Origin of the sequence: Bauldia litoralis, from assembly GCF_900104485.1 — a bacterium.
GTDB lineage: Bacteria > Pseudomonadota > Alphaproteobacteria > Rhizobiales > Kaistiaceae > Bauldia > Bauldia litoralis.
Genome location: NZ_FMXQ01000011.1, coordinates 70,885 through 94,753 on the forward strand (window position 1 = coordinate 70,885; position 23,869 = coordinate 94,753).

The following is a 23,869-nucleotide window of genomic DNA, read 5'->3' on the forward strand; positions in this document are numbered from 1 at the left end:
GATGGATGGGAGCGACCGTGCTCCGTTCCTCCGATTGCGCTCGCGACCTGCGTGTCATGGGATGTCCCGCCGCCGGCAGTTATGGCTCGCCCTAGAGAACACCGTATTTGGCATAGACGTCGGCGAGGAGGTTACCCTTCAGCAACTCGTCGCGCGTGTGATTCTCGTCGGTGACCTTGGCGAGGGCGAGCTTGAAGGCTTCCTCGGCGATCGCCTGAGGAACGACCACCACGCCATCGACATCGCCGAAAATGATGTCGCCGCTATGGACCGTCACGCCGCCGCAGGCAACCGGTCGATCCATCTCGATCATCCGGCCGCGCCCCCGGCTGTCGAGCGGGCCGATGCCGCCGTGAAAGACCGGAAATTTCAGTTCGCGGATCTTGCGAACGTCGCGGACCAGGCCGTCGGTGACGCAGCCGACGCCGCCGCGCTGGAGCGCCGCGGTGGTCAGCAATTCGCCCCACGGCGCCAGCCGCTCGGTCGGGCCGTCGCAACCGAGGACCGGAACCTCGCCGGGCTTCAGGTCGTCGAGGAGCTTGATCTCCAGCTCGTAGGGATTCTCGCCATCCTCGACCGAATAGGTGTTGGTATAGCCGCCGGTCCGGGCCTTGCCGAGAAGGACCAGGGACTCGTCGAGCGGCCGGACGAACGGCCGAAGCGCCTGATCGGGATAGCCGAGTCCGTCCAGAACATCGGACAGCACCGCCGTGTAGAGTTTCTGCTTTGTTTCGGCGGAAAAGATCACCATGACACCTTCGCGTTTGTTTTGTTTAACGTTAAATGACGTCTGCAAGCGCGTCAACCGGTTTCGCCGTCACGTCGATAGCGTGCCGGTATTCTGATCGCGATTGCGGATGGCGGCCTTGCATCGCCCCACAATGGCATGCCTGCGATGCTCGTCCCAGTCGGGTGCACGGCAGAACGCAGCTTTCGACACGCGCCCTCCGTCCGGAGGAATGGGGACGCCGCTCCATCGTCGGCGGATCGGTCTGGTTTGAATTCAGGGATGGCGGTACCGGAAAATCAGTCGACAAACGCTTTCAAGGAATCCTGCGCCGGCGGCTTTGTCCGCTCCTCACTCAGGATGTCGGGGTGCTGGCGCTCAACAGGATTCGCACGAGCGCTGTCTGGCTGCGCACCCCTGTCTTGTCGAACATCCGCTGGAGATGCGTGCGGGCCGTGTTGGCACTGATTCCCATCAACTCGGCAGCCTTGACGATGTCGTGGCCCTCAACGATCGAAGCCGCCACGCGCGCCTGTCCCCTGGACAAGCCGTAGAGGGTCCGCGCAGCAGAAAGGCGTTTCCGCTCCGCTTCCTTGTCATTGAAGGAAACCAGGATCATCTGGTCCTGATACATCACCCACACGACATGGGATTGATCCGCACAGCCGTCGCCCAGCACGAGGGGAATGGCCCCGAGAACGCCATCGGTCGGGGCGCCCGATCGCCTGACGTCAACCGGCGTCAAGTCGTCGGTGGCGGCAAGCGCGGCGCGGAGCAGCGTATTGTCGGCGCGGGACCGGGCGAGCAGATACCCCCCGTTTCCTGCCAACACCGGATGATCGGCAAGCTCGCCCTTGGCGGCGGCATTCATCCACAGAATGGCCCCGGTGCGATCGACCCGCACGGTCGGACACACGAACGTCCCGATCTTCGGGTCGGCATGCCCGACATAAACGATCTTCCACCGGCCCTCATCTTTCTCGAGAATACGGACGTGATGAGTCAGACCGACGTCCATGAACAGGTCGTCCGTGTCCGGTCCATACTGATCGAAACTGGCCCAGGCCATATCGCCGCTGACCCGAATCCGCACATTCTCGCGCCTGACGAGAGCCGGATCGGTTTCATTCGGGGTCGGACGGCCCTCGAACAAGCGCCGGGTCATGGCGGCCTCGGCTTCCCAGCCCTGCAGATAGGCGATTTGACCGCCGGCCAGCGTCACCAGGCGCAGCGAGTCCTCAACGTGCAGCCAACACCTGGCATAGCGGTCGAAGTCGCGCGCAAAGAAGCCAGCGAACTCTTCCTCGATGACCGCAAGGATCGCCTGTTTTTCCTGATCAGGGTCGCCCCCGGCCATGGCCTCGTCCTCTTGCCTTGCCGACACGCTATCACAACGGGCCAATGCGCCGAGAACCAGGGTCATCGCGCCAGGCCGTAGGACATATAGGCGCTACGGAAGGCCGATACGGCGAACCGAAGACGGGCGAATGTAATTGCCGGCATCCGCAAGGTGAGCGCCATTCCCTGGTGTTCAGCGTAGTAGTCATCCTCGGCTGTAGCGCGGGCGTAGTCGGGCCGCTCGCCTGGAATGACGTGCGCAGCGAAGAGCGTTGAACAGGACATCTAGAAACTCCCGGACCGGCGTTTCGCGGGGCGCGACAGTGCCCCGTGTCGATGTCTCAAGTTAGTCCGGGCATGTCACCCGGCCTGTCATTCGATCCGATGACAGCACGGAAATTCGGCCCGCCAGGTCCCGCTCATCACCTCGGCGTATGAATGAACTGCAAAAAGCGCGAGGCCGCGGGGAAAGGCAGCGCTTGCGCCCTGCGGCTTCCGGGAAGACTCAGGCCGACTTGTTGTCGCCCAGGTGGCGGTAAAGCGGCTCGGACCGGTCGAGGTGGCCGGCCATCATCTCCGCGGCAGTGTCGGCGTCCCTCTTCTCGAGAAAATCGACGATGCTCTCATGCTCGCTCAGCGTCGTTTCCTCCCGGCCCGACCAGCGCAGCATCGGCGCGTGGTAGTCGAAGAGCCAGGTCAGCATGGCCTCGGTCACCGCCTTGATCAGCGGGTTGCCGGTCGCCTCCGCCAGGCGTGCATGAAAGGCGATGTCGGTCTGGATGAAGCCGCTGGCATCGCCGAGATGGCCGCGCTGGGTGCTGACAAGGCCCCGCAGGTCGCTGATGTCTTCGGGCGTGCAGATTGGCGCGACCTTGCGCACCGTCGCCACTTCGAGAAGCCGCCGCAGCTCTTTCAGATGGTCAAGATTGTCCGGTTCGGTGGAGAGCAGCAGCCGGGCGATTTCATCCATCTGGCCGAAAGCCATGCCGGGCGTCAGCCGGTTGACCCTGCTGCGCTCGCCATGGGAGATCGTGATCAGGCCCTTGCTGGCCAATGACTGCAGCGCTTCGCGGATCGCCGGTCGGCCGACGCCGAAGCGTTCCATCAATTCCCGTTCCGAATACATCGCATCGCCGGGCGCAAGCTCGCCGCTGGCGATCATATGGCGAAGGCGGTCGAACACCTGCTCGGAAAGCTTCCTGCGGACGATCGGCTCGTCCGCACCCTGTCCGATCGCTGTCTTTTTCTCGGTCATTCTCTTACAGAAAGTCGAAAGACCAATCCCTATCCATCGTCAGTCATCGGACATGACAACTACGCCGCCTGCCAGCTGAGATCCGATACATGCCTTCGTCGCGGGCCCCGCAAACGCCCCTGGCAGGCCCGGGCCGGAAGCAGGGAGCGGCGCCGCCGCGCCACGCTCAATGTCCCTTCGACAAACCCGCCGAACAACGGACCTCAGGTAATCCTCTTGATGCTCGCGGCGATTTCCTCCGGCTCGAAGACGCGCTTCCAGTCGTCGCGCATCAGGGCCGGCTTGCCGAACTCCATCGCCTTGTTGCAGGCGTCGGAGAAGACGCCGTCGATCTCCTTGAAGATGACAGCCGCAAGGATGTTGACGTGGCCGAGCAGGAAGTCCCGTGCGGCTTCCCTGGGCACGCCGCGGGCGACGACCTCGTCCATGGCTTCCCGCATGATATCGAGCAGTGACGCGCAGACCGTTTCCGACAGGCCCGGCTCGAGCAGCGCCATGCCTTCCACGGTGATCCGGTGCGAGCGCATGACCGGGGCGTAGATCGCCTTGGCGACCTTCTCGCCGAGCGCATAGTGTTCCTCGGGTCCCTGCATCAGCGCGCAGACGACCGCCTGCTTGGCGGCAATGCCGCCGAAGAAGTCGCGCTTGGTCTCGGGGTCGATCTCGTCGTTGAAGATGGGCGGATGACAGGGATGTGTGACGAAATAGGTAATGTCGCTGCGCTCGGGCAGATGGCCCGCCGCTGGTGCCGCAGCGTCAAGGCAGATCACCATGGCGCCACTCGGAACCTGGTCGATGATGCCCGCCGCGACCTTGCCGATCACCGTGTCCGGCACCGCCAGCACAATGACATCGGCGCCCTGCAGCGCGGTAGCAGTATCGACGCATTCAAGACCCAGTTCCTGACGCAAGCGATCGCGCCCTACATCCGACACCTCGACATGGGCCGTTTCAAAATCGGTCTTGGCCAGGTTGCGCGACAGGCGCACCCCCATTTTGCCGCCCGCTCCGAAAAGCGCGATCTTGGTCATGCTCAATCTCTCCCCAGACACCGCCGTTTTCCGGCGGTTGAAGTTGACAACTGGTATGATGAGATACTAGCCATATGACCCTGTCAAGCAGCGGGCCTCACCACTGATGTCGCAAACCGGCCCTGTCGCCGCACCTCTCCCCAGCGGCCTCCTGGTTGCGTGGTACGGGGACGACTTCACCGGCGCGGCCGCCGTGATGGAAGTGCTGACCTTCGCGGGCCTCCCCTCGATTCTTTTTCTGGATGTGCCGAACGAGGCCCAGCTCGCGCGCTTCCCCGGACTGCGCGGCGTCGGCATCGCGTCGACGGCACGATCGAAGTCGCCGGAGTGGATGGACGCCAACCTGCCGGCGGCATTTCGCGGCCTGGCGCAGCTTCAACCGCCGCTCCTCCACTACAAGGTCTGCTCGACCCTCGACTCATCGCCACAGGTCGGTTCGATCGGCCGCGCCATCGAGATCGCGTCGCGCGAGATCGGTTTCACCGCCGCGCCGATCCTGGTCGCCGCGCCGGCGATGCGCCGCTACCAGTGCTTCGGCCACCTTTTTGCGGCCGTCGGCGACACCGTCTACCGCCTCGATCGCCATCCGGTGATGGCCCGCCATCCGGTCACCCCGATGACCGAATCGGACGTCGCCCGTCACATCGCCGCACAGTCGGAGCGGCTGGATGTCAGCCTCATGTCGCTCGAGGCGCTCGCGGCGCCTGGCGCATCCCTTGCGGCGCCGACCGGTCGAAATCCGGACCGGATCGACGCGGTGACGCTGGACTGCATGGACGCGGCTTCAGAGGCGGCGGCCGGCCGGCTGATCTGGGAAGAGCGCGACGCCAACCCCTTCGTCGTCGGATCGCAGGGCGTCGAATACGCCCTCGTTCGCTACTGGCAGGAGCACGGCCTGATCGAGACTCGCGGCGCCGCCGGCAGCATCGGCCGGGCGGACCGCATGGTAGCGGTGTCGGGCTCCGTCTCGCCAACAACCGGCGAACAGATCGGCTGGTCGCGCACCAACGGCTTCGATTGCATCGCCTTCGACGCTGCGCTGGCCTGTGGCGATCCTGCGTCCCTCGCCGCCGAAACCGCGCGGGTCGTCGACCGTGCCATCGCCGCCCTCGAACGCGGCGCCGACCCGCTGATCCATACCGCCGAGGGCGTCGACGACCCGGCCGTGGCGCGCTTCAACCAGGCGCTTGCCGCAAGCCAGCGCCCGGCGGCCGAGGTCAACCAGGCGATCGGCGAGGCGCTGGGCCTGGCGTTGCATGAGATCGTCACCCGGACCGGCGTCAGCCGCGCGGTGATCTCGGGCGGCGACACGTCCGGCTATGCCACCCAGCAACTGGGCATCTACGCCCTGTCCGCCCTCGCCCCGACGATCCCCGGCGCGGCCATCTTCCGCGCCCATGCCGATGGAGCCATGGACGGCCTCGAACTCGCGCTGAAGGGCGGCCAGATGGGCAGCCCCGACTATTTCGGCAGGGTGCGTGACGGCGGTGGCGCCCGATGACCCGGATCACCGCAGTCTATGACATCGAGTCGCCGTCGGGCGTTGCCCATGCGGCCGCCGTGATGGCCGGCGAGCAATCGACCGGAACCTTCGTCCGCCTCGCCGCCGAAACCGACGCATTGCGCGAACGGTCGGCGGCGCGGATCGAGGCGATCGAGATCACCGGCGAGAGCCCCCGGCCCGCCCTGCCCAGCCGGCGGGAAGGTCCGCGCTACGAGCGCGGCCGCGTAACGGTCAGCTGGCCGGCCGAGAATGTCGGCCTCTCCCTGCCGACGCTGCTGTCCACCGTCGCCGGCAACCTCTTCGAACTGGCGGAACTGTCGGCGATCCGGCTGCTCGACATCGGCCTCCCGACGGCACTCATCGCCGCCTGTCCAGGGCCGCAATTCGGCGCCGCCGGCACCCGCCGCATGCTGGGCGGCCATGACGGCCCGGTGATCGGCACGATCATCAAGCCGAGCGTCGGCCTCGACGCCGCCGGGACGGCGGCACTGGTGCAGACCCTGGTCGATGCCGACATCGATTTCATCAAGGACGATGAGTTGCAAGCGAACGGCACCTATTGCCCGCTCGCCGATCGGGTGGAAGCCGTGACGGCGGTGCTCGACCGCCATGCCGACAGGACCGGCAGGCGGGTGATGTACGCCTTCAACATCACCGACGAGATCGAGCAGATGTGGCGGAATCTCGAACTGCTCGAAGCGAACAACGCCACCTGCGCCGTGGTGTGCATTAACGCCGTCGGCCTGCCGGGCGTGCGCGCGGTGCGCGACCGGAGCAGCGTGGTCATCCACGGTCACCGCGCCGGCTGGGGCCTCTACTCCCGCTCGCCGGATATCGGCATCAGCTACGTCGCCTGGCAAAAGCTCTGGCGGCTGGCCGGCGCCGACCACCTGCATGTCAACGGCCTCGCCAACAAGTTCACCGAGTCGGACGCAGTGGTGCGCGAGGCGGCGCTTGCCGTGCAGACGCCCTTCGCCGGCGACGGCGCGCCGGCCTATACGGCGATGCCGGTGATCTCATCCGGCCAGACCGCGTGGCAGGTCGCGCCATCGCGGCATCTCCTCGGCAACGACGATTTCATCTTCTGCGCCGGCGGCGGCATCATGAGCCATCCCGGCGGGCCGGGCGCCGGCGTCATCGCCCTTCGCCAGGCCGCCGAGGCGGCACGGCAAGACATCGCGGTGGAGGACTTTGCGCGAAGCCACGGCGAGTTGAAGGCAGCCCTGGAGACTTTCCGAAAGCCATCGATCGTGGTCTGACGAACGGTGTTCGAGGAGCGATGAGCGCTGACGGTCAGGCGCGGGTCGATCGGCCCGCCGTGAGCGCGGCGAAGCCGACAATCGCCAGAACCAGCGCCGGCCCGAACATGATGACGAGAAACTGAAGCAAGGTCATCGGTGGATCTCCCGGAAAGCAGCGTGTTGAATCGCCGTAACCGGGATTCAACGCCCGATGACCGGACCGGTCAACCGGCGCTTTCTGTCAGCCTCCTCGGCATGAGGTGACAGGCTCAGGCGTGAACCGACGATCCCGGGATGGGTACGCCCGCCCGCTTCACGGCCGGATCGTCCACTTCGACAAGGGTGGCCCAGCGTCGCGACCACGAATGGCGGCCGCCGCAGGCCCAGCATTCTACCGTATGATTGGCGAAGGGTGCGGCCTTGAAGGAGGCAGCGTCGGTCTCGATACCCGTGGAGATCTGCTGCCCGGTCTTCGGGCATTGAATCGCTACGATACTCATGGCGAACTCAACAATACTCAAACTCTACTGACTCATATTACCCCGCCTTCGAAGCCGATTCCGCTACTTTGCTGAAAGATGGTTGACGACGTCTCGACGAACCGTCGGCGACCAACGGCGTCGCGCTGGCCGAGGAGGTAGCGAAACGCGCTGCCGGCCCACTCTATCCGGTGTCGACCCACTTCACGACGAAGGAAGCTGAACCGATGATCGTGCGTCCTTCGAGGCCCGGGCATGGCCCTCGCACCTCAGGATGGCGAGGCGGAGCATTATGGCCTCCGGTCGTCGGTCCGATCATCACACCGTCGCCATCGTGAGGAGCTCCGCGCAGCGGAGCCTCGAAGGACGCATGACGGCCACACATGAGAGAGCTAAACCATGGGCCGGCAAGCGGGCGCGATCAGCTTGCGGTGACAGCGTTCAGCCAAGCCGCTGTCTGGGCGATCGCCCGCATCGGTTCTGGATGGACCGCCAGGGCTTCGAGGAAGGCATGCGGCGCATGCGGATGGTGGTCGAGGCTGACGGCATTGCCGGCCTCGAACAGCCGGACCAGCATCGCCAGGTTCTCGTCCCGCAGGATATCCAGTCCGGTGGTGACGAGGCGAATTGGCGGCAGTCCGGCGAGATCGCCATGAAGCGGCGAAGCGAGCGGTTCGGCCCGGCGGTCTGCATCGGGGCAATAGAGATCCCAGAACCAGGCCATGCGGTCGCCGGTGAGCGTGAATGGGGGCGCGCTGAAGGTCACGTGCGAAGGGTGCGCGCGGCTCCCGTCGTAGACACCATAGTTGAGGATAAGCGCGTCAACGGGGGGCGCCCCGGCGTCCCGCATGGCAATCGCGCAAGCAAGGGCGAGGTGGGCGCCGGACGAGTCGCCACCGAGCGCCAGGGGCGCGGTCAGACCCAGGGGTGGGAACCGCGATCGCACGGCGTCGATGGTCGAGACGCAGGAAGGAACCGTATCCGGAAACCGGACCTCCGGCGCCAGCGGGTAATCGACGCCAACAACCGCCCAACCGGCGGCCGCCGCGTATTCGCGCATGATCCTGTCATGGGTGTCGATGTCGAGGAGCGCCCAGCCGCCGCCGTGAAAATAGATCAGCGTCGGCAATGGCCGGGTGTCGCTCGGATAGTAGACGCGCATCCGGAGCGCACCTTCGGGCGTCGCGATCGTCTCCTCGACGATCGTGTGCATCGTCGCGCCACCGCGCTGCCAGGGCAGGCGCGCCCGCGACGCAGCGGCACGGACCTCGGCAATGCTCGCCTCGCTCGGAACGATGGCCGGATCAGAGGGGCCGATCGCCTTGAGGAACGGCAGATAGGCCGGGTCCAGCATGGATGCCTCGGCGAGCGGGCTGGGGGCCGGCTCGACGCTCATTGCCCGGCAAGCGCCGTCACATCGACGCCGAGCGCCTTGCCCGCCGCGACGATGTCGTCGATGGCGGTTCCCGGCAGGACGATCCCGTCCCGCGACGCTGCTTCGAGATCGGATTCGATTTCACCCGGCACATACAACCGCTCCACCCCGTCGCGGCGGCCGGAAGTGTGAACCTGCGCGATGACGCCGTCCGTGCGCGTCTTGAAGCGCGCGACATCCTCGAAGAAGGCGACATTGATCGCCATGAAGAAATGCCCGTCGACGCCGACGACCGCGCCATCTTCCATGTTGCCGGACTCGGTCCCGTAGCCGGCACCGGACAGGAGGCTCGACAGCATGCCGACCGCCATGCCGAGGCCGACGCCCTTGTGCTGGCCGATCGGCTGGATGATGCCGTTGAGCGCCGCACCCGCATCGGTGGTGGGATTTCCCTCCGCGTCGAACGCCCAGCCCTCGGGGATCGGACTGCCCTTCTGGTGGTAGATGCGGATCTTGCCATGGGCGGTCGCGCCAAAGGCGAAGTCGAGCACGAAGGGCTTGCCGCTGGCCGCCGGCATCGCGATCGACAGCGGGTTGATGCCGACGATCCTGTCGGTGCCGCCCCATGGCGCCATCGTCGGGATGGCGTTGGTGCCGGCGATGCCGATCATGTCGGCCTCCGCCGCCATCAGCGTGTACCAGTCCATCGCGCCGCAATGGTTGGAGCCGCGCACCGCCGCGAACGCAACGCCGATTTCTCCGGCCCGCTCGATCGCCCGCCGCATGGCCATGGTGCCGCCGATCTGGCCCATGGAGTTGTGGCCATCGATGACGATCGCCGCGCCCCGGTCCGAGACGACGGTCGGCACGCCGCGCGGGTCGACGCCGTCCTTCGTCATTTTCTTCACGTAGTCCGGCACCCGCATCACCCCGTGCGAAAGGATGCCGCGACGGTCGGAGGCGACCAGCGACCCGGCGAGCAGCGCCGCGTCCGCGTCGCTCATCCCGCAACCGGCGAAAATCGCCGTGACAATCGCCTCAAGCGCCCCCGGATCGACGACGCGATCCCCTGCTCCCTTGGGATAAATGGCCATGGTGACGCTCCTCGATTACAGTCGGTAGAAGGCGATTGCGTTGTCGCGGTAAAGCTTGCGGCGCTCGGCCTCGGACGCGCCGGCAACAACGGTGTCGACGACATCGACCCAGCGCTTGTAGGTCGAGGCGAGTTCCGAGACCGGCCAGTCGCCGCCGAACATCACCCGGTCGAAGCCGAAGCAGTCGATGGTGTGTTCGATGTAGGGAATGACCTCGGCCTCGGTCCATCGGTCGTGATGGGCCTCGGTGACAACGCCGGAGATCTTGCACGCGACATTGGGGAAGCTGGCGATCTCGCGCATCTCAGACTTCCACGGCTCGACCAGCCCGTCGCGGATGCCGGGCTTGGCGACATGGTCGATGACGAAACTGACCTTCGGGCAGCGCCGGACCAGTTCGATGGCGTCGGCGAGTTGCGGATGCAGAACACAAATATCGAAGGAGAAGCCGAACTCCGGCAGCATCTGGACGCCGGCGACGAAGTCGTCCTGTAGCGCCCAGCCGGGTTCGTCGAGATGCCGCTCGATCAGCCGCCGCACGCCGCGCGCGATGCCGACCTCGGCATAGGCGGCAAGATCGGCCCGGGCCCCCTCGCCTTTCTCCAGCGGGATCGCCGCAACCATGCCGCGGATCAGGTCCGGCTCGCTGCGGGCGACATTAGCCACCCATTCCGCCTCGCGCAGATGCTGGTCCGGGGCGGCATCGACCTCGACGAAGACCAGCGCCTCGACGTCGACCCCGGCGGTCAGCCTGCGGAAATCATCCGGCAGGTGCGGCCGGTTGAGCTTTGGCGCGTTGGCCATCCAGGGGAAATCGAGCGCGCCCGGATCGTAGAGGTGGACATGGGAGTCGACGATAGGAAAGTCAGGCATGGTCTCGGTTCCTGAGCAGGATCATCTTTCGGTGGCGATGCGATCGCGGCGACGGGCGGCGGTCACCGAGAGCCCCACCGCGACGATCAGCATGAAGCCGTTGAACAGCGGCTCGACGAAGAAGGGCGCGCCCAACTGGTTGAGCCCCGCGACGGTCACCGCCAGCACTGCGACGGCAACCAGCGTTCCCCAGACATTGGTGCGGCCGGGCTTGATCGCCGTCGCGCCGAGCAGCGCGCCGGTGAAAGCTGGCAACAGAAACTCCTGGCCGACCGTGCTCTGACCGACCCGCAACTGCGCCTGGAGAACGATGCCGGCAAAGGCCGAGACAAGGCCGCCAATGACGAAGGCGATGGTGACGTAGCGCTGGGCCGAGATGCCGTTCAGTTCGGCCGCCCTCGGGTTCTCGCCGAGCACGTAGAGCTTGCGGCCGAAAGGCAGGTACTCGAACACGATCCATAGCACGATGCCGATGACGATGACGTAGATCAGCGCCAGCGGCACCGGGCCGATGCGGCCCGACAGGGCGATGAAGGCCGGCGCCAGCGAGCCGACGACCTGTCGGCCCTCCGTGTACCACTGCAGGATACCGAGCAGGACCGATCCGGTGCCGAGCGTGGCGATGAAGGAGTTGATCCTGATGCGCGTCACCAGGATGCCGTTGATGAATCCGACGACGACGCCGATCGCCAGGACCACCAGGCAGGCGAGCCACCACGGCATGCCCTGCTGGGTCTGCAGCCCGATCGCCAGGATCTGCGAGATGCCGATGACGCCGGCGACCGAGAGGTCGAACTGGTTGGCGGTCATCGGAATCATTACCGCCAGCGCGGCAAGCGCGTAGATCGAGCGGTTGTTGGCGAGCGAGGTGAAGGTGAACTGGGTCGGGAAACTGTCCGGCCGGAGGATCGAGAAGAGGACGATCAGGCCGACCAGCAGGATCGGCAGGCCCCAGCTCGAGACGATACGAATGATCGACGGCATGCTCAGACCGCTCCGCCGGAGGCCAGCGCCGTCAGCCGCTCGACCGACAGGTCGGCGCGTGGCACCTCGGCAACGGTCTGGCCGCGGCTGAAGACCAGTGCGCGATCGGACAGGCCGGCGACCTCCTCGAAATCGGAGGAGACCAGCAGGACCGCCAGCTTCCTCGACAATGCTTCGTTCAGCAAACGATAGATCTCCGCCTTTGCGCCCACATCGACGCCGGTTGTCGGCTCTTCCAGAACCAGGACCCGTCGGCCAACCGTCAGCCAGCGGGCGATGACCACCTTCTGCTGGTTGCCGCCGGACAGGGTAGCGATCGGCCGCTCGGTATCGCGCGGACGCACGTCGAAGGTATCGAGCGCGTCGGTCGCCATCTGCCGTTCGCGCTGCGTTCCGATCACGCTGATGCCGGCAAGGTCGGGATCGGGAAAGAGATTCTCCCGCACCGCCAGCCCGGCGCAGATGCTCTCTTCGGTGCGCTTGCTCGACACGAAACCGATGCCCTCGACGATGGCGTCGTGGGAATCGTCGAGCGTCAAACGCTTGCCGTCGAGGCGGATGTCGCCCGAGCGCGAAGGAAGCGCGCCGGCGATGATGCGGCCAACGACGTCGTGCCCGGCGCTGCGCAACCCGACGAGACCAAGGATCTCGCCGGCCGCCACTTCAAAGCTGACCGGCCCGACCGACTTCGACTTCAGGTCCTCGACCGCGAGGACGACATCGCCGATGTCGTGGCGGATGGCGGGAAACAGTTCCTCGATGCCGCGGCCGACGATATCCATCACCAGTCCCTGCGGCGTCGTCTCGCCGACCGGGCGGCTGGAGACCACCTTGCCGTCGCGAAGGACGGTCACGGTGTCGGCGATGCGGAAAACCTCGTCGAGGCGGTGGGTGACGTAGATGATGCCCAGACCCTGGCCGCGCAGGCGCTGCAGCACCTCATGCAGGCGGATGACATCGGATTCCGGCAGCGTCGCGGTCGGCTCGTCAAGGACCAGGATCCGCGCCTCGATCGCCAGCGCCCGCGCGATCGCCACCATCGATTTCTCGGCCGCCGAGAGGCGTCCGACCAGCGTGCCCGGATCGAAAGTGCAGCCCATCGCGTCGAGGGCGTGGCGCGCCTTGTCCTCGGTCGCGCCCCAGTCGATCAGGCCGCGCTTGCGCTGGTAATCGGCAACCACAGCGACATTCTCGGCCACCGTCATCGTCTCGACTAAGCCAAGGTCCTGGTGGACAAAGGCGATGCCGGGGACCGGCTTGCCCGGCCCCGCCTTTCCGGCGGGACCTTCGATCGCGCCATCGTCGGCGACGTAGATGCCGGCGAGGATCTTGATCAGCGTCGACTTGCCGGCGCCGTTCTCGCCCAGGAGGGCATGGATCTCGCCGGCCCGAATGGCGAGGCCGACCGAGTCAAGCGCCTGGGTTCCCCCGAAACGCTTGCTCAGTCGGTCGCACCGCAGAAGGACGGGGCCGGCGGGAGTCATTGTCGTCTTCGTGTCAGCCGGCGCTGCCGCCTAGCCTTCGACGCCCCACAGTTCGAGATACTTCGCCTTGTAGTCGTTGGTCGGGACGAAGGCATTCTGGTCGCCGCCCTCGGCATCGACATTGTCGGGCGTGACGAGATACGGCGCCTGGACGAAGTCGCTCGGCGCCTCGCCCTGGATGGCGCGATTGATCTCGTCGACGGCCTGGTAGGCCTGCATCTCGACCGGCTCGGAGACCGTGACGGCCTGGTATTCGCCCGAACGGATGCGCTCATAGGCGGAACGCTGACCATCGGCGCCGACCAGCTTGATGTCGCCGGCTTCGACGCCGGCACTGCGCAGCGCCGGAACCTGGAAGTCGAGCGTGTAGTCGGCGACCGCCGTGACATAGAGCGGCGTGCCGTATTTCTGGATCCACGAGATCACCAGTTGCGGCTGGCGCTGCGCCACTTCGGCGATCGGCGAGCTGACATACTCGACGACTTCGCAATCCGGGCATTCCTTGATCCGCGCCTCGGTGGCGCGCGACTTCGCCTCGGCGATGGCGAATTCGTTGTGGCTGGTGACGACGACCTTGCCCTTGCCGCCGGAGTCGACGATCACCCAGTCGGCCTGCGCCTTGCCGATCTCGCGCGGGTCCTGCTGGATGTTGGTGAAGAGGTGGAGTTCCTCATTGGGGCCAGGCAATGCGGCGGCGTGGATGCCGACGATCGGGATATTCTTCGCGACCGCCTCGCCGATCGGCTCCTGCAGGCTGGCCGCGTCGGCCGACGTGACGATGCCGTCGACGCCGAGCGCAATGGCCTGGTTGAAAGCGTTGATCCAGCCGACCGGCGTTGCCTTGCCGTCGATGATCGTCACGTCCCAGCCGATCTTCGATCCGGCTTCCTGGATGGCGACGCCCCAGGCGCGCGAGGCATCGTTGTTTTCGTCATTCGAGATATAGGCGATCTTCTTGCCGGCTTCCGGCTTCGGCGAACTGGTCGGACCACGCCAGTCGGTCTGCGGACCGGCGTAGATCACCAGATCCTTCTTCGCCTCTTCGACGATGTCCTGTGCGGCGACCGAGCCGGCCATGCCAAACACCGCGACGACCGTCGCGAGCAACGTGACTTTCATTTTCACCTCCCTGAGCGGCGCATCGTCCTTGAATGCGAATGCGCGATTGATCTGGTATGACTAGTTTTAAGCGCGCCGTCTAGCAAAATTCTGCTATTCTCAGGCCGATTTCTTCCCTCAAAGCCCAGCTCGGCGGGAGTCACCCAGTTTTGGTCTGATAGGTAACGACATGAAATCAGCGTTCGAACTCTCGGCCCGGAAGGTGGTCGTCATCGGCGCCGCGGGCGGGATCGGCCAGGCGACCGCAAGGGTTTTTGGCGGGCTGGGCGCGCGACTTGTCCTCGCCGACCGCGAGGCGCCGACCGATCTGGCGGCGGAGATCGTCGCGGCCGGCGGCGAAGCCAGCGCGTCGGCCTGCGATGTTGCCTCGCGGGACGCGGTGGAGGCGCTGATCGCCGGGGCCGGCGACATCGACGCCCTGGTCTATGTCGCCGCGATCTGCCCCTGGGATGACTGGACCGACGACGGCTGGGACGACGTGTTCGACGATGTGCTGGCGGTCAACCTCCGCGGCGCGGTCTTCGCTGCCCGCGCCGCGATGCCCGGGATGGCGGCGCGCGGCGGCGGCCGGATCGTTCTCGTCGGCTCGCTGGCCGGCAAGATGGGCGGCCTCATAGCGAGCGCCCATTACGTCGCCTCGAAGGGCGGGCTGCATGCCCTCGTCAAGTGGCTGGCGCAGCGCGGCGGTCCGCAGAACATCCTGGTCAGCGGCATCGCGCCGGCCTCGACGGCGACGCCGATGATGGAGGGAAAATCTGTCGACCTCGAACGGATCCCGCTGCGGCGAATGTCGAGCCCGGAGGAAATCGCCTGGCCGACCGCCTTCCTGTGCTCGGATGCAGCCAGCTACATCTGCGGCACGGTCCTCGACGTCAACGGCGGCGTCTACATGGCCTGAGACGAGGCGCGGCGGCGGCTTTCGGGGCGCGCCTCGGGCGGCGCCACACCCTGCCAGTAATAGTGAGCGACCGTCGCGAGATGGGTCTCCATCGCCTCTTCGGCAACAACCGAATTGCCGGCAGCGATCGCCTCGTAGATCGCCCGATGCTGCTCGAAGATCTCCGACCGGGTTGCACCGGCCCGTGCCGAAACCGAGCGCTGCTCGGCCAGCCACGCCATCAGCGCATGATGAAGGGCGGTGAAGATCGGGTTATGGGTGATCATCGCCAGCGTGTAATGGAAGGTCAGGTCGGTGCGCTCGAATGTCGGCTGGTCCTCGGCCGCGCCGTTGGCGTCGAGCGCCGCCTTCAGCGCCTTGAGGTCTTCCGCCGTTGCGTGTTTCGCGGCGTGGCGGGCAAGGCCGATCTCGAACAGCGTTCGCGCATTCTGCAGGTCGCGAACACCGTCTGTCTGGCTGAGCATGTGCCGCGCCGCGCCGGACAGGTCGTCGACCAGCGTGTTGGCGTCGGGACGCGACACCCGCGCCGCGGCACCCGGGCGGGTTTCCAGGAGCCCCTTCCGCTGCAGCATGAACAGCGCTTCGCGGACGGTTGACCGTCCGACCCCGAACTGCTCCATCAGTCCGCGTTCTGACGGGATCTTGTCACCGACCGAAAGCCGCCCGGAAAAGATCGCCAACTCGAGATGCTCGGCGATTTCCTCAAACCGTTTCCGCGCTGGCGCCATGAGTCCCCTTTTCGCTGGTCGACTCCGTCATACCACATCGAACCTGTCAGACCAATTGGCCTTCCGGGCTTCGGAGCTGTTTGACCGGGAATGATGCAGGTGCCCCGGCTCAGGCCGAGTCAGCCGGCGCACGCGTCAGGGTTCGCGAGACCGCGTCGCACCAGCCGGCGTAGCGGCGGGATCGCTCGGGCGCGCGCATCTTCGGCGTGAAGCGCCGGTCGGACTTCCAGCCTTTGGCGAAGGCATCGGGCGCCGGGCAGATACCGGCCTGCAGGCCGGCGAGATAGGCGGCGCCGAGAGCGGTGGTCTCGAGGTTCTTCGGTCGGTCCACCGGCGCGCCGAGGATGTCGGCGAGGAACTGCATCGTCCAGTTCGAGGCGACCATGCCGCCGTCGACCCTGAGGACGGTGCGCGCTGCACTTCCCTTCTCCCAGTCGCCCTGCATCGCATCGAGGAGGTCGCGGGTCTGGAAGCAGACCGCCTCCAAGGCAGCCCGCGCGATCTCCGCCGAAGTGGTGCCGCGGGTGATGCCGTAGATCGCGCCCCGCGCCTCGGCGTCCCAATAAGGCGCGCCGAGCCCGACGAGAGCCGGGACGAAATAGACCGGATGATCGGCGTCGGCCATTGCCGCGAGCCGCCCGGTGTCCTCGGCCCGCTTGATGACCTTCAGCCCGTCGCGCAGCCATTGCACCGCCGCACCGGCGACGAAGATCGAGCCTTCCAGCGCATAGGTGCGCTGGCCGTCGAGCTGGTAGGCGATGGTGGTCAGCAGCCGGTTGCGGGAGCGCACCGCCTGGTCCCCGGTGTTGAGGAGTGCAAAGCAGCCGGTGCCATAGGTCGATTTCAGCATGCCCGGCTTGAAGCAGGCCTGGCCGATGGTCGCCGCGTGCTGGTCGCCGGCGACGCCGAGAATCGGGATCGCGGCGCCAAGGATGCTCTTGTCGGTGACGCCGAACTCCGCGGCGCAGTCCCTGACCTCCGGCAGCATCGCGCGCGGCACGCCGAAGATCTCCAGCAGCGTGTCGTCCCACTTTCCATCGTGGATGTTGAACAGCAGCGTTCGCGAGGCGTTGGTAGCATCTGTGACATGCGCCTTGCCGCCGGTCAGCCGCCAGATCAGCCAGCTGTCGATGGTGCCGAAACAGAGGTCGCCGGCAAAGGCGCGCTTGCCCGCGCCCTTCACCGTGTCGAGCAGCCAGCCGATCTTGGTGCCCGAGAAATAGGGATCGAGCAGCAGGCCGCTGAGTTCGGTGATCGTCGGCTCCAGCCCCTTGCGGCGGAGCGAGGCGCAGATATCGGCGGTCCGCCGATCCTGCCAGACGATGGCGCGGTGGATCGGCTTGCCGGTCTTGCGGTTCCAGACGACGACAGTTTCACGCTGGTTGGTGATGCCGATGCCGGCGATTTCCGCCGGCTTGATCTTCGCCTTGCGGATCGCCGAGCGGCAGGTGGCGACGACGCTCTCCCAGATTTCCTCCGGGTCATGCTCGACCCACCCGGCCTTCGGAAAGATCTGGCGAAACTCGCGCTGCGCGGAACCGACCGGCTTGAGCTTCGCATCGAAGACGATGGCCCGGGTCGAGGTGGTGCCCTGGTCGATGGAGAGAATGAAACGAGGCATCGTCGGGGTATCCGTTGCAGCACGTCGAGGGGCGGTTCCGCTCAGACCCAGATGAATACCGCGATCGCGAACAGGATGGCGATGACAATCGGCGCCGTCAGCGGCATCCCGACAATGCCGAGCCAGGCGAGAAAAATGAAGGCGCTGCCGAGAAGCGAGATGAACAGGCGGTCGCCGCGCGTCGTGTCGAGGCCGAGGACACCATGGCGCGGCGATCCGCCGGGGACGAAATACTCCCATATCGACATGACGACGAAGCAGCCGAGGATGAAGAGGAAGAACAGTGCGGTCGGCCAGGTCCAGGCCATCCAGGCGAGCGGTGCGGCGTCCATGACGGTTTCCTCCTAGACGCGACCGAGGGCGAAGCCCTTGGCGATATAGTTTCGGACGAAGTAGATGACAAAGGCGCCCGGAACGATGGTCAGCGCGCCGGCCGCAGCCAGAAGGCCGAGTTCGTAGCCCGACGTACTGGCGGTGCGGGTCATCGTCGCCGCGATCGGCTTGGCCGCGACCGAGGTCAGCGTCTTGGCGAGCAGCAGTTCCACCCACGAGAACATGAAGCAGAAGAAACAGGCGACGCCGATGCCGGCGGCGATGGTCGGGATGAAGATGCGCACGAAGAAGCGCGGGAAGGAATAGCCGTCGATATAGGCGGTTTCGTCGAGCTCCTTCGGCACGCCCGACATGAAGCCTTCGAGAATCCAGACTGCCAGCGGAATGTTGAACAGCGTATGGGCCAGCGCCACCGCCCAGGGCGTGTCGAACAGCCCGACCGCCGAATAGAGCTGGAGGAAGGGCAGCGCGAAGACTGCCGGCGGCGCCATGCGGTTGGTCAGCAGCCAGAAGAAGAGATGCTTGTCGCCGAGGAAGCGGTAGCGCGAGAAGGCATAAGCCGCCGGCAGCGCGACCGACACCGACAGCACGGTGTTGATCACCACATACTGAAGCGAATTCACGTAACCCATGTACCAGGTCGGGTCGGTGAAGATCTTGGCGTAATTCTCCAGCGTGAAGGTCTGCGGCCACAGGGTGAAGCCGCCGAGAATCTCGTTGGTCGTCTTGAACGACATGTTGAGCAGCCAGTAGATCGGCAGCAGCAGGAACAGGATGTAGACGATCGGTATGAGCGAGCGGGCGCGCATGGCTATCGGTCCTCCCCGCGCATCATGAGGGTGTAGAACAGCCAGCTCATCAGCAGGATGATGAGGAAGTAGATGATCGACATCGCGCCGGCCGGGCCGAGGTCGAACTGGCCGAGGGCGATCTTGACGAGATCGATCGACAGGAAGGTCGTCGAGTTGCCGGGGCCGCCGCCGGTCAGGCCGACCACCTCCGTGTAGATCATGAACGAATCCATGAATCGAAGCAGGATGGCGATGGTCAGGACGTATTTCAGCTTCGGCAGCTGGATGTAGCGAAACACCGCCCACGGCCGCGCGCCATCGACCTTGGCCGCCTGGTAATAGGCGTCGGGGATGGAGACGAGGCCGGCATAACAGAGCAGCACGACCAGCGACGTCCAGTGCCAGACGTCCATCAGCACCACGGTGAACCACGCGCCGATCGGCTGCCGCGTGTAGTTGTAGTCGATGCCGAGGCCGTTGATCATGCGGCCGAGCAGGCCGATGTCGGGTAGCGCGAAGATGTTCCACATCGCGCCGACGACGTTCCACGGGATCAGCAGCGGCAGCGCCATCATCACCAGGCAGACCGAGACCCATGGCCCCTTGCGCGGCATGGCCAGCGCGATCAGCAGGCCGAGCGGGATCTCGATGAGAAGAACCAGGCCGGTGAACATCACCTGGCGAAAGAGTGCCGCATGGAACCGCTCCGAGCGCAGCACGTCCTCGAACCACTGGACGCCGGCCCAGAAGAAGACGTTGTCGCCGAAGGTTTCCTGGACCGAGAAGTTGACCACGGTCATCAGCGGGATGACGGCATTGAAGGCGACGAGCAGAACGACGGGGGCGACGAACCACCAGGCCTTGTTGTTGTCGATCTTCTTCATGAGGCGGCCCCGTTCACCATCCAGCCATTCTCGTAGATCTGCGAATGCGCCGGGTCGAAACGGACATGCGCCGTCCCTTCCGGCACCGCGTCCTCCTCGGGAAGCAGCAGCTTGATGATCTCGCCGGCGCCGGCGGTCTCGACGATCCGGTAGCGACCGGCGTCCGAGACCTTGATCACCTCGACCGGGATGCCTTCATCGGCCAGCGTGACGAACTCCGGCCGCACGCCAAGCTCGACGTGTCCCGCGCCGCCGCGATACCCGGCGGCATTGATCGTCTCCACCCGGTGGCCGGCGAAGATGGCGACACCGTCCTCGACCGAACAGGGCAGCACATTCATTCCGGGCGAGCCGATGAAGTGGCCGACGAAGGTGTGCTGCGGCTTCTCGAAGAGCTCGACCGGCGTGCCGATCTGGACCACCTCTCCGTCCTGCATCACCACCACCCGGTCAGCGAAGGTCAGCGCCTCGGTCTGGTCGTGGGTGACATAGATCATCGTCCGGCGGATACGGCTGTGCAGTTCCTTCAGCTTCGACCGCAGCACCCATTTCAGGTGCGGGTCGATCACCGTCAGCGGTTCGTCGAACATGATGACGTTGACGTCGGAACGGACCAGCCCGCGCCCCAGCGATATCTTCTGCTTGCCGTCGGCGGTCAGGCCCGAGGCGCGCTTGGTCAGCATCCCGTCGAGCTCGAGCATGCTGGCGATCTCCCGGACGCGGCGATCGATATCCGGCCCGGTGACGCCGCGATTGCGGAGCGGAAACGCGAGATTGTCGTAGACGGTCATCGTGTCGTAGATGACCGGAAACTGGAAAACCTGCGCGATGTTGCGCGCCTCCGGCGTCGCATCGGTGACATCGAGGCCGTCGAACAGGATCGTACCCTCGGTCGGCCGCAGCAACCCGGAGACCAGATTGAGCAGCGTCGTCTTTCCGCAGCCCGAAGGCCCGAGCAGCGCATAGGCGCCGCCATCGGCGAAATCGAGCGAGACTTCCTTGAGCGCCCAGTCCTCGTCATTGGTCGGCTTCGGACCGTAGCTGTGGCGAACCTTGTCGAGCGTGATGCCAGCCATCATGCGCCTCCCGCGACGAGCCGGTCGTCGGCATCGAAAAAGAAGCTCCTGCCGATATCGACATAAAGGCGTGCCATCGCGCCGATCTCGAAGGGATGGATGCCGTGCGATTGCGAGACCCAGGTCCGGCCGTCGAGATCGAAATGGACGACGCTCTCCGATCCGCTGAGTTCGGCGATCAGGATCTTGCCCTCCACGGCGGCATCGGACTCGTTGCGCGCCTGCGGCGTGATGTGGTGCGGGCGGATGCCGATGGTGTAGTCGCCATCCGGCAGATCGCGCGCGGTGCCGACGGCCGGCATCGCGGCCGCGCCGGCAATGACGATGTTCTGGCCCTGCTTGGTGACCCGCGCCGTGTTGATTGGCGGATCGGAGAACACCTGCGCGGTAATCAGGTCCTTCGGATTGCGGTAGGTCTCGGAGGTAGGACCGAACTGGGTGACGCGGCCTTCATGCAGGGTCGCGGTGTTGCCGCCGAAGAGCAGCGCCTCGGTCGGCTCGGTGGTGGCGTAGACGACGATCCGGTCGCGCCCCGCGAACAGCTTCGGCAGTTCGTCGCGCAGTTCCTCGCGCAGCTTGTAGTCGAGGTTGGCGAGCGGCTCGTCAAGCAGGATCAGGTCGGAATCCTTGACCAGCGCCCGCGCCATCGCCGTTCGTTGCTGCTGGCCACCGGATAACTCGCTCGGCCGCCGCTGGAGCATCGGTGTCAGCTTGAGGAGGTCCGCCGTCTCCCGGACCCGCTTGTCGATTTCGGATTGCGCCATGCGCGCCACGCGCAAGGGCGAAGCGATATTGTCGAAGACGTTCATGTTCGGGTAGTTGATGAACTGCTGGTAGACCATCGCCACGTTGCGCTTCTGCACCGGGACCGTGTTGACCCGGGCGCCGCGGAAAAAGATGTCGCCCGAGGTCGGCCGGTCGATGCCCGCCATCAGCTGCATCAGCGTCGTCTTGCCGGAGAGCGTCGTGCCGAGCAGGATGTTGAACGATCCCTCCTCCAGGACGAGGCTTGTCTCGTGGATGTGCTGATCGGCGCCGACCCGCTTGGCGATGTTTCGAAGTTCCAGCGTCATCTCGGTTGTTCACCGTTCCCGCTTGCCTGAGAGCGTAAGCCCTTCCGGGGCGCGCCGCGAGGGCGCGTCCCGGAAAGGTGAGTCTTGCCGGCGCTACTGGTTGGTCCAGCGCTGGATCAGGTCGTCATAGGCGATGGTCTCGCCCTGGGGCTTTTCGTTTTCCAGCTTGGCCGCGGGGCCGTTCGGCTTGCCGAGCCACTCGGACGGATCGACTTCGGCATTGAGCCGCGGTCCGCAACCCCCGTAGGTGTTGGCGGCCTCATCGGCTGCCTGCATCCGGGCCATGATGTCGTCCATCTCGCCGGCGAGCCGATCCATGGCTTCCTGCGGCGTGAAGGCACCCGAATTGACGTCACCGATCTGCTGCCACCAGAGCTGGGCGAGCTTCGGATAGTCCGGCACGTTGATGCCGGTCGGCGTCCACGCGACACGGTCGGGCGAACGATAGAACTCGACCAGACCGCCGAGCTGAGGCGCCCGCTCGGTGAACGACGGGTCGTTGATCGACGAGTCGCGGATGATCGTCAGGCCGACATGGGTCTTCTTCAGATCGACGGTCTTCGACACGGCGAACTGGGCATAGAGCCAGGCCGCCTTGCGACGATCGACCGGTGTCGACTTGAACAGGGTCCACGATCCGACGTCCTGGTAGCCGAGCTTCATGCCCTCTTTCCAGTACGGGCCATGCGGCGAAGGCGCCATCTTCCACAGGACCTTGCCGTCGTCGTCGACGGTATTGTTGCCGTCGGCCTTGGACTTGACCATGTCGGGCAGGAACGCCGTGTACCAGAAGATCTGCTGGGCGACGTTGCCCTGGCTGAGCGCCGGCAGCGACTGGTAGAAGTCGAGGTCGGCAGCGCCAGGAGGCGCGTAGTTGCGCAGCCATTCGTCCCACTTGGCGATGGCATAGACCGACGCCGGAGCGTTGGTGCCGCCGCCGCGCGAGACCGAGGCGCCCGAGGGATTGCAGGTCCCCTCGTCCATGCGGATGCCCCATTCGTCGATCGGCCGGCCATTCGGCAGGCCCGGCGAGGTCGAGCCGGCCATCGACAGCCACGCATCGGTCATGCGCCAGCCGAGGTCCGGCGCGCGCTTGCCGTAATCCATGTGGCCGTAGATGCGAACGCCATCGATCTCCTTGACGTCGTTGGTGAAGAAGTCGGCGATATCCTCGTAAGCCGACCAGTTGACCGGCACGCCGAGGTCGTAGCCGTACTTGTCCTTGAACTGCTTCTTCAGGTCCTCGCGGGCGAACCAATCGGCGCGGAACCAGTAGAGGTTGGCGAACTGCTGATCGGGCAACTGCCAGATCTTGCCGTCCGGCCCGGTGGTGAACTGGATGCCGATGAAATCCTCGAGGTCGAGCATCGGATTGGTGACATCCGAGCCCTCGCCTTCCATCCAGTCGGTCAGGTTCACCGCGCTTTGCAGGCGCGAATGCGTACCGATCAGATCGGAGTCGTTGACATAGGCGTCGTAGAGATTGCGGTTGGTCTGCATCTGCGTCTGAACCGCCTGGACGACCTCGCCTTCACCGAGAATCTGGTGGTTGACCTTGATGCCGGTGATCTCCTCGAAAGCCTTGGTGAGGACCGTCGATTCATAGGTGTGCGCCGGAACGCCTTCCGACAGCACGTTGATCTCCATGCCGGCGAAGGGTTTGGCGGCGTCGATGAACCACTCCATCTCCTTCATCTGTTCGTCTTTCGACAGAACCGAGGGCTGGAATTCGGAGTCGATCCATTTCTTCGCGGCTTCCATGTCCGCGAATGCCGGAGACGACCCGATTCCGACCAGCAGCGCCGCTACCGATGCGGTGTACCGTATCGACATTTCGTTTCCTCCTTGACGTGCGCACTAAGGATTTCAATGCCCCGGACGCGGTGCGCACGCGTCGTCCGGAGCTTTTTTGCACGCGTCGGAATCCGGCCGGGGCCACTTCCTTGCGGTGCATTCGAAAA

The 23,869-nt window shown here is 65.5% G+C and carries 22 protein-coding genes; 3 read left to right on the forward strand and 19 right to left on the reverse strand.

Features of this window, described 5'->3' with window-relative positions:
* Positions 1-91 precede the first annotated feature (91 nt).
* The 4 genes from BLT60_RS21340 to BLT60_RS21360 all read right to left on the reverse strand — a co-directional run bounded on the left by BLT60_RS21340 (position 92) and on the right by BLT60_RS21360 (position 4,351).
* Entirely contained in the window at positions 92-751 is a 660-nt protein-coding gene (locus tag BLT60_RS21340; protein ID WP_090880013.1) for an RraA family protein, read from the reverse strand.
* Positions 752-1,082: 331 nt separating this feature from the next.
* A complete protein-coding gene (locus tag BLT60_RS21345) occupies positions 1,083-2,150 on the reverse strand; it encodes a LuxR C-terminal-related transcriptional regulator (RefSeq protein WP_139167921.1) in 1,068 nt (355 codons plus the stop codon).
* Positions 2,151-2,570: 420 nt separating this feature from the next.
* Positions 2,571-3,320, reverse strand: coding sequence for a transcriptional regulator NanR (nanR, locus tag BLT60_RS21355; RefSeq protein WP_090880021.1), 750 nt, complete (start codon positions 3,318-3,320; stop codon positions 2,571-2,573).
* A gap of 203 nt (positions 3,321-3,523) precedes the next feature.
* Entirely contained in the window at positions 3,524-4,351 is an 828-nt protein-coding gene (locus tag BLT60_RS21360) for a phosphogluconate dehydrogenase C-terminal domain-containing protein (RefSeq protein ID WP_090880024.1), read from the reverse strand.
* A gap of 106 nt (positions 4,352-4,457) precedes the next feature.
* On the opposite strand from BLT60_RS21360, the gene BLT60_RS21365 reads away from it, so the two are divergent.
* Positions 4,458-5,852 carry a four-carbon acid sugar kinase family protein gene (locus tag BLT60_RS21365; RefSeq protein ID WP_090880027.1) on the forward strand — a complete coding sequence of 465 codons (1,395 nt, stop codon included), beginning with the start codon at positions 4,458-4,460 and terminating at the stop codon, positions 5,850-5,852.
* Positions 5,849-7,114: a ribulose-bisphosphate carboxylase large subunit family protein gene (locus BLT60_RS21370; protein ID WP_090880030.1), complete on the forward strand. Its 1,266-nt coding sequence runs from the start codon at positions 5,849-5,851 to the stop codon at positions 7,112-7,114. The genes BLT60_RS21365 and BLT60_RS21370 overlap by 4 nt, the downstream gene beginning before the upstream one ends.
* A 251-nt stretch (positions 7,115-7,365) precedes the next feature.
* On the opposite strand, the gene BLT60_RS21375 is transcribed toward BLT60_RS21370, so the two are convergent.
* The 7 genes from BLT60_RS21375 to BLT60_RS21405 all read right to left on the reverse strand — a co-directional run bounded on the left by BLT60_RS21375 (position 7,366) and on the right by BLT60_RS21405 (position 14,504).
* Complete coding sequence (locus BLT60_RS21375) at positions 7,366-7,596, reverse strand: hypothetical protein (RefSeq protein ID WP_090880033.1); 231 nt, start codon at positions 7,594-7,596, stop codon at positions 7,366-7,368.
* Between the two features lie 400 nt (positions 7,597-7,996).
* Positions 7,997-8,971 (reverse strand): alpha/beta hydrolase, encoded by a 975-nt coding sequence (locus tag BLT60_RS21380; RefSeq protein ID WP_090880036.1) that lies wholly within the window; start codon positions 8,969-8,971, stop codon positions 7,997-7,999.
* Positions 8,968-10,044: an Ldh family oxidoreductase gene (locus tag BLT60_RS21385; RefSeq protein ID WP_090880039.1), complete on the reverse strand. Its 1,077-nt coding sequence runs from the start codon at positions 10,042-10,044 to the stop codon at positions 8,968-8,970. The genes BLT60_RS21380 and BLT60_RS21385 overlap by 4 nt, the downstream gene beginning before the upstream one ends.
* 15 nt (positions 10,045-10,059) lie before the next feature.
* A complete protein-coding gene (locus BLT60_RS21390) occupies positions 10,060-10,917 on the reverse strand; it encodes an amidohydrolase family protein (protein ID WP_090880042.1) in 858 nt (285 codons plus the stop codon).
* 21 nt (positions 10,918-10,938) lie between these two features.
* Positions 10,939-11,901: an ABC transporter permease gene (locus BLT60_RS21395; protein ID WP_090880045.1), complete on the reverse strand. Its 963-nt coding sequence runs from the start codon at positions 11,899-11,901 to the stop codon at positions 10,939-10,941.
* Between the two features lie 2 nt (positions 11,902-11,903).
* Positions 11,904-13,385 carry a sugar ABC transporter ATP-binding protein gene (locus BLT60_RS21400; protein ID WP_090880048.1) on the reverse strand — a complete coding sequence of 494 codons (1,482 nt, stop codon included), beginning with the start codon at positions 13,383-13,385 and terminating at the stop codon, positions 11,904-11,906.
* 30 nt (positions 13,386-13,415) lie between these two features.
* Complete coding sequence (locus BLT60_RS21405) at positions 13,416-14,504, reverse strand: ABC transporter substrate-binding protein (protein ID WP_090880051.1); 1,089 nt, start codon at positions 14,502-14,504, stop codon at positions 13,416-13,418.
* A gap of 169 nt (positions 14,505-14,673) precedes the next feature.
* Here BLT60_RS21405 and BLT60_RS21410 point away from each other — a divergent pair, with 169 nt between their 5' ends.
* Positions 14,674-15,402: an SDR family NAD(P)-dependent oxidoreductase gene (locus tag BLT60_RS21410; protein WP_090880054.1), complete on the forward strand. Its 729-nt coding sequence runs from the start codon at positions 14,674-14,676 to the stop codon at positions 15,400-15,402.
* Here BLT60_RS21410 and BLT60_RS21415 read toward each other — a convergent pair.
* From BLT60_RS21415 to BLT60_RS21450, 8 genes are all read right to left on the reverse strand, one after another.
* Positions 15,390-16,130, reverse strand: coding sequence for an FCD domain-containing protein (locus tag BLT60_RS21415; protein ID WP_090880056.1), 741 nt, complete (start codon positions 16,128-16,130; stop codon positions 15,390-15,392). The genes BLT60_RS21410 and BLT60_RS21415 overlap by 13 nt on opposite strands.
* A gap of 109 nt (positions 16,131-16,239) precedes the next feature.
* A complete protein-coding gene (gene glpK / locus BLT60_RS21420; protein ID WP_090880059.1) occupies positions 16,240-17,751 on the reverse strand; it encodes a glycerol kinase GlpK in 1,512 nt (503 codons plus the stop codon).
* Positions 17,752-17,792: 41 nt separating this feature from the next.
* Positions 17,793-18,083, reverse strand: coding sequence for a DUF2160 domain-containing protein (locus BLT60_RS21425; protein ID WP_090880062.1), 291 nt, complete (start codon positions 18,081-18,083; stop codon positions 17,793-17,795).
* 12 nt (positions 18,084-18,095) lie between these two features.
* Positions 18,096-18,893, reverse strand: a complete 798-nt coding sequence (locus tag BLT60_RS21430; RefSeq protein ID WP_090880065.1) for a carbohydrate ABC transporter permease — start codon at positions 18,891-18,893, stop codon at positions 18,096-18,098.
* A gap of 2 nt (positions 18,894-18,895) precedes the next feature.
* Complete coding sequence (locus BLT60_RS21435) at positions 18,896-19,759, reverse strand: carbohydrate ABC transporter permease (RefSeq protein WP_090880068.1); 864 nt, start codon at positions 19,757-19,759, stop codon at positions 18,896-18,898.
* Positions 19,756-20,835 carry an ABC transporter ATP-binding protein gene (locus BLT60_RS21440; RefSeq protein WP_090880294.1) on the reverse strand — a complete coding sequence of 360 codons (1,080 nt, stop codon included), beginning with the start codon at positions 20,833-20,835 and terminating at the stop codon, positions 19,756-19,758. Before BLT60_RS21440 ends, BLT60_RS21435 begins: the two co-directional genes overlap by 4 nt.
* Complete coding sequence (locus BLT60_RS21445) at positions 20,835-21,908, reverse strand: ABC transporter ATP-binding protein (RefSeq protein WP_090880071.1); 1,074 nt, start codon at positions 21,906-21,908, stop codon at positions 20,835-20,837. The genes BLT60_RS21440 and BLT60_RS21445 overlap by 1 nt, the downstream gene beginning before the upstream one ends.
* Positions 21,909-22,001: 93 nt before the next feature.
* Entirely contained in the window at positions 22,002-23,741 is a 1,740-nt protein-coding gene (locus tag BLT60_RS21450; protein WP_090880074.1) for an ABC transporter substrate-binding protein, read from the reverse strand.
* Positions 23,742-23,869: the final 128 nt, after the last annotated feature.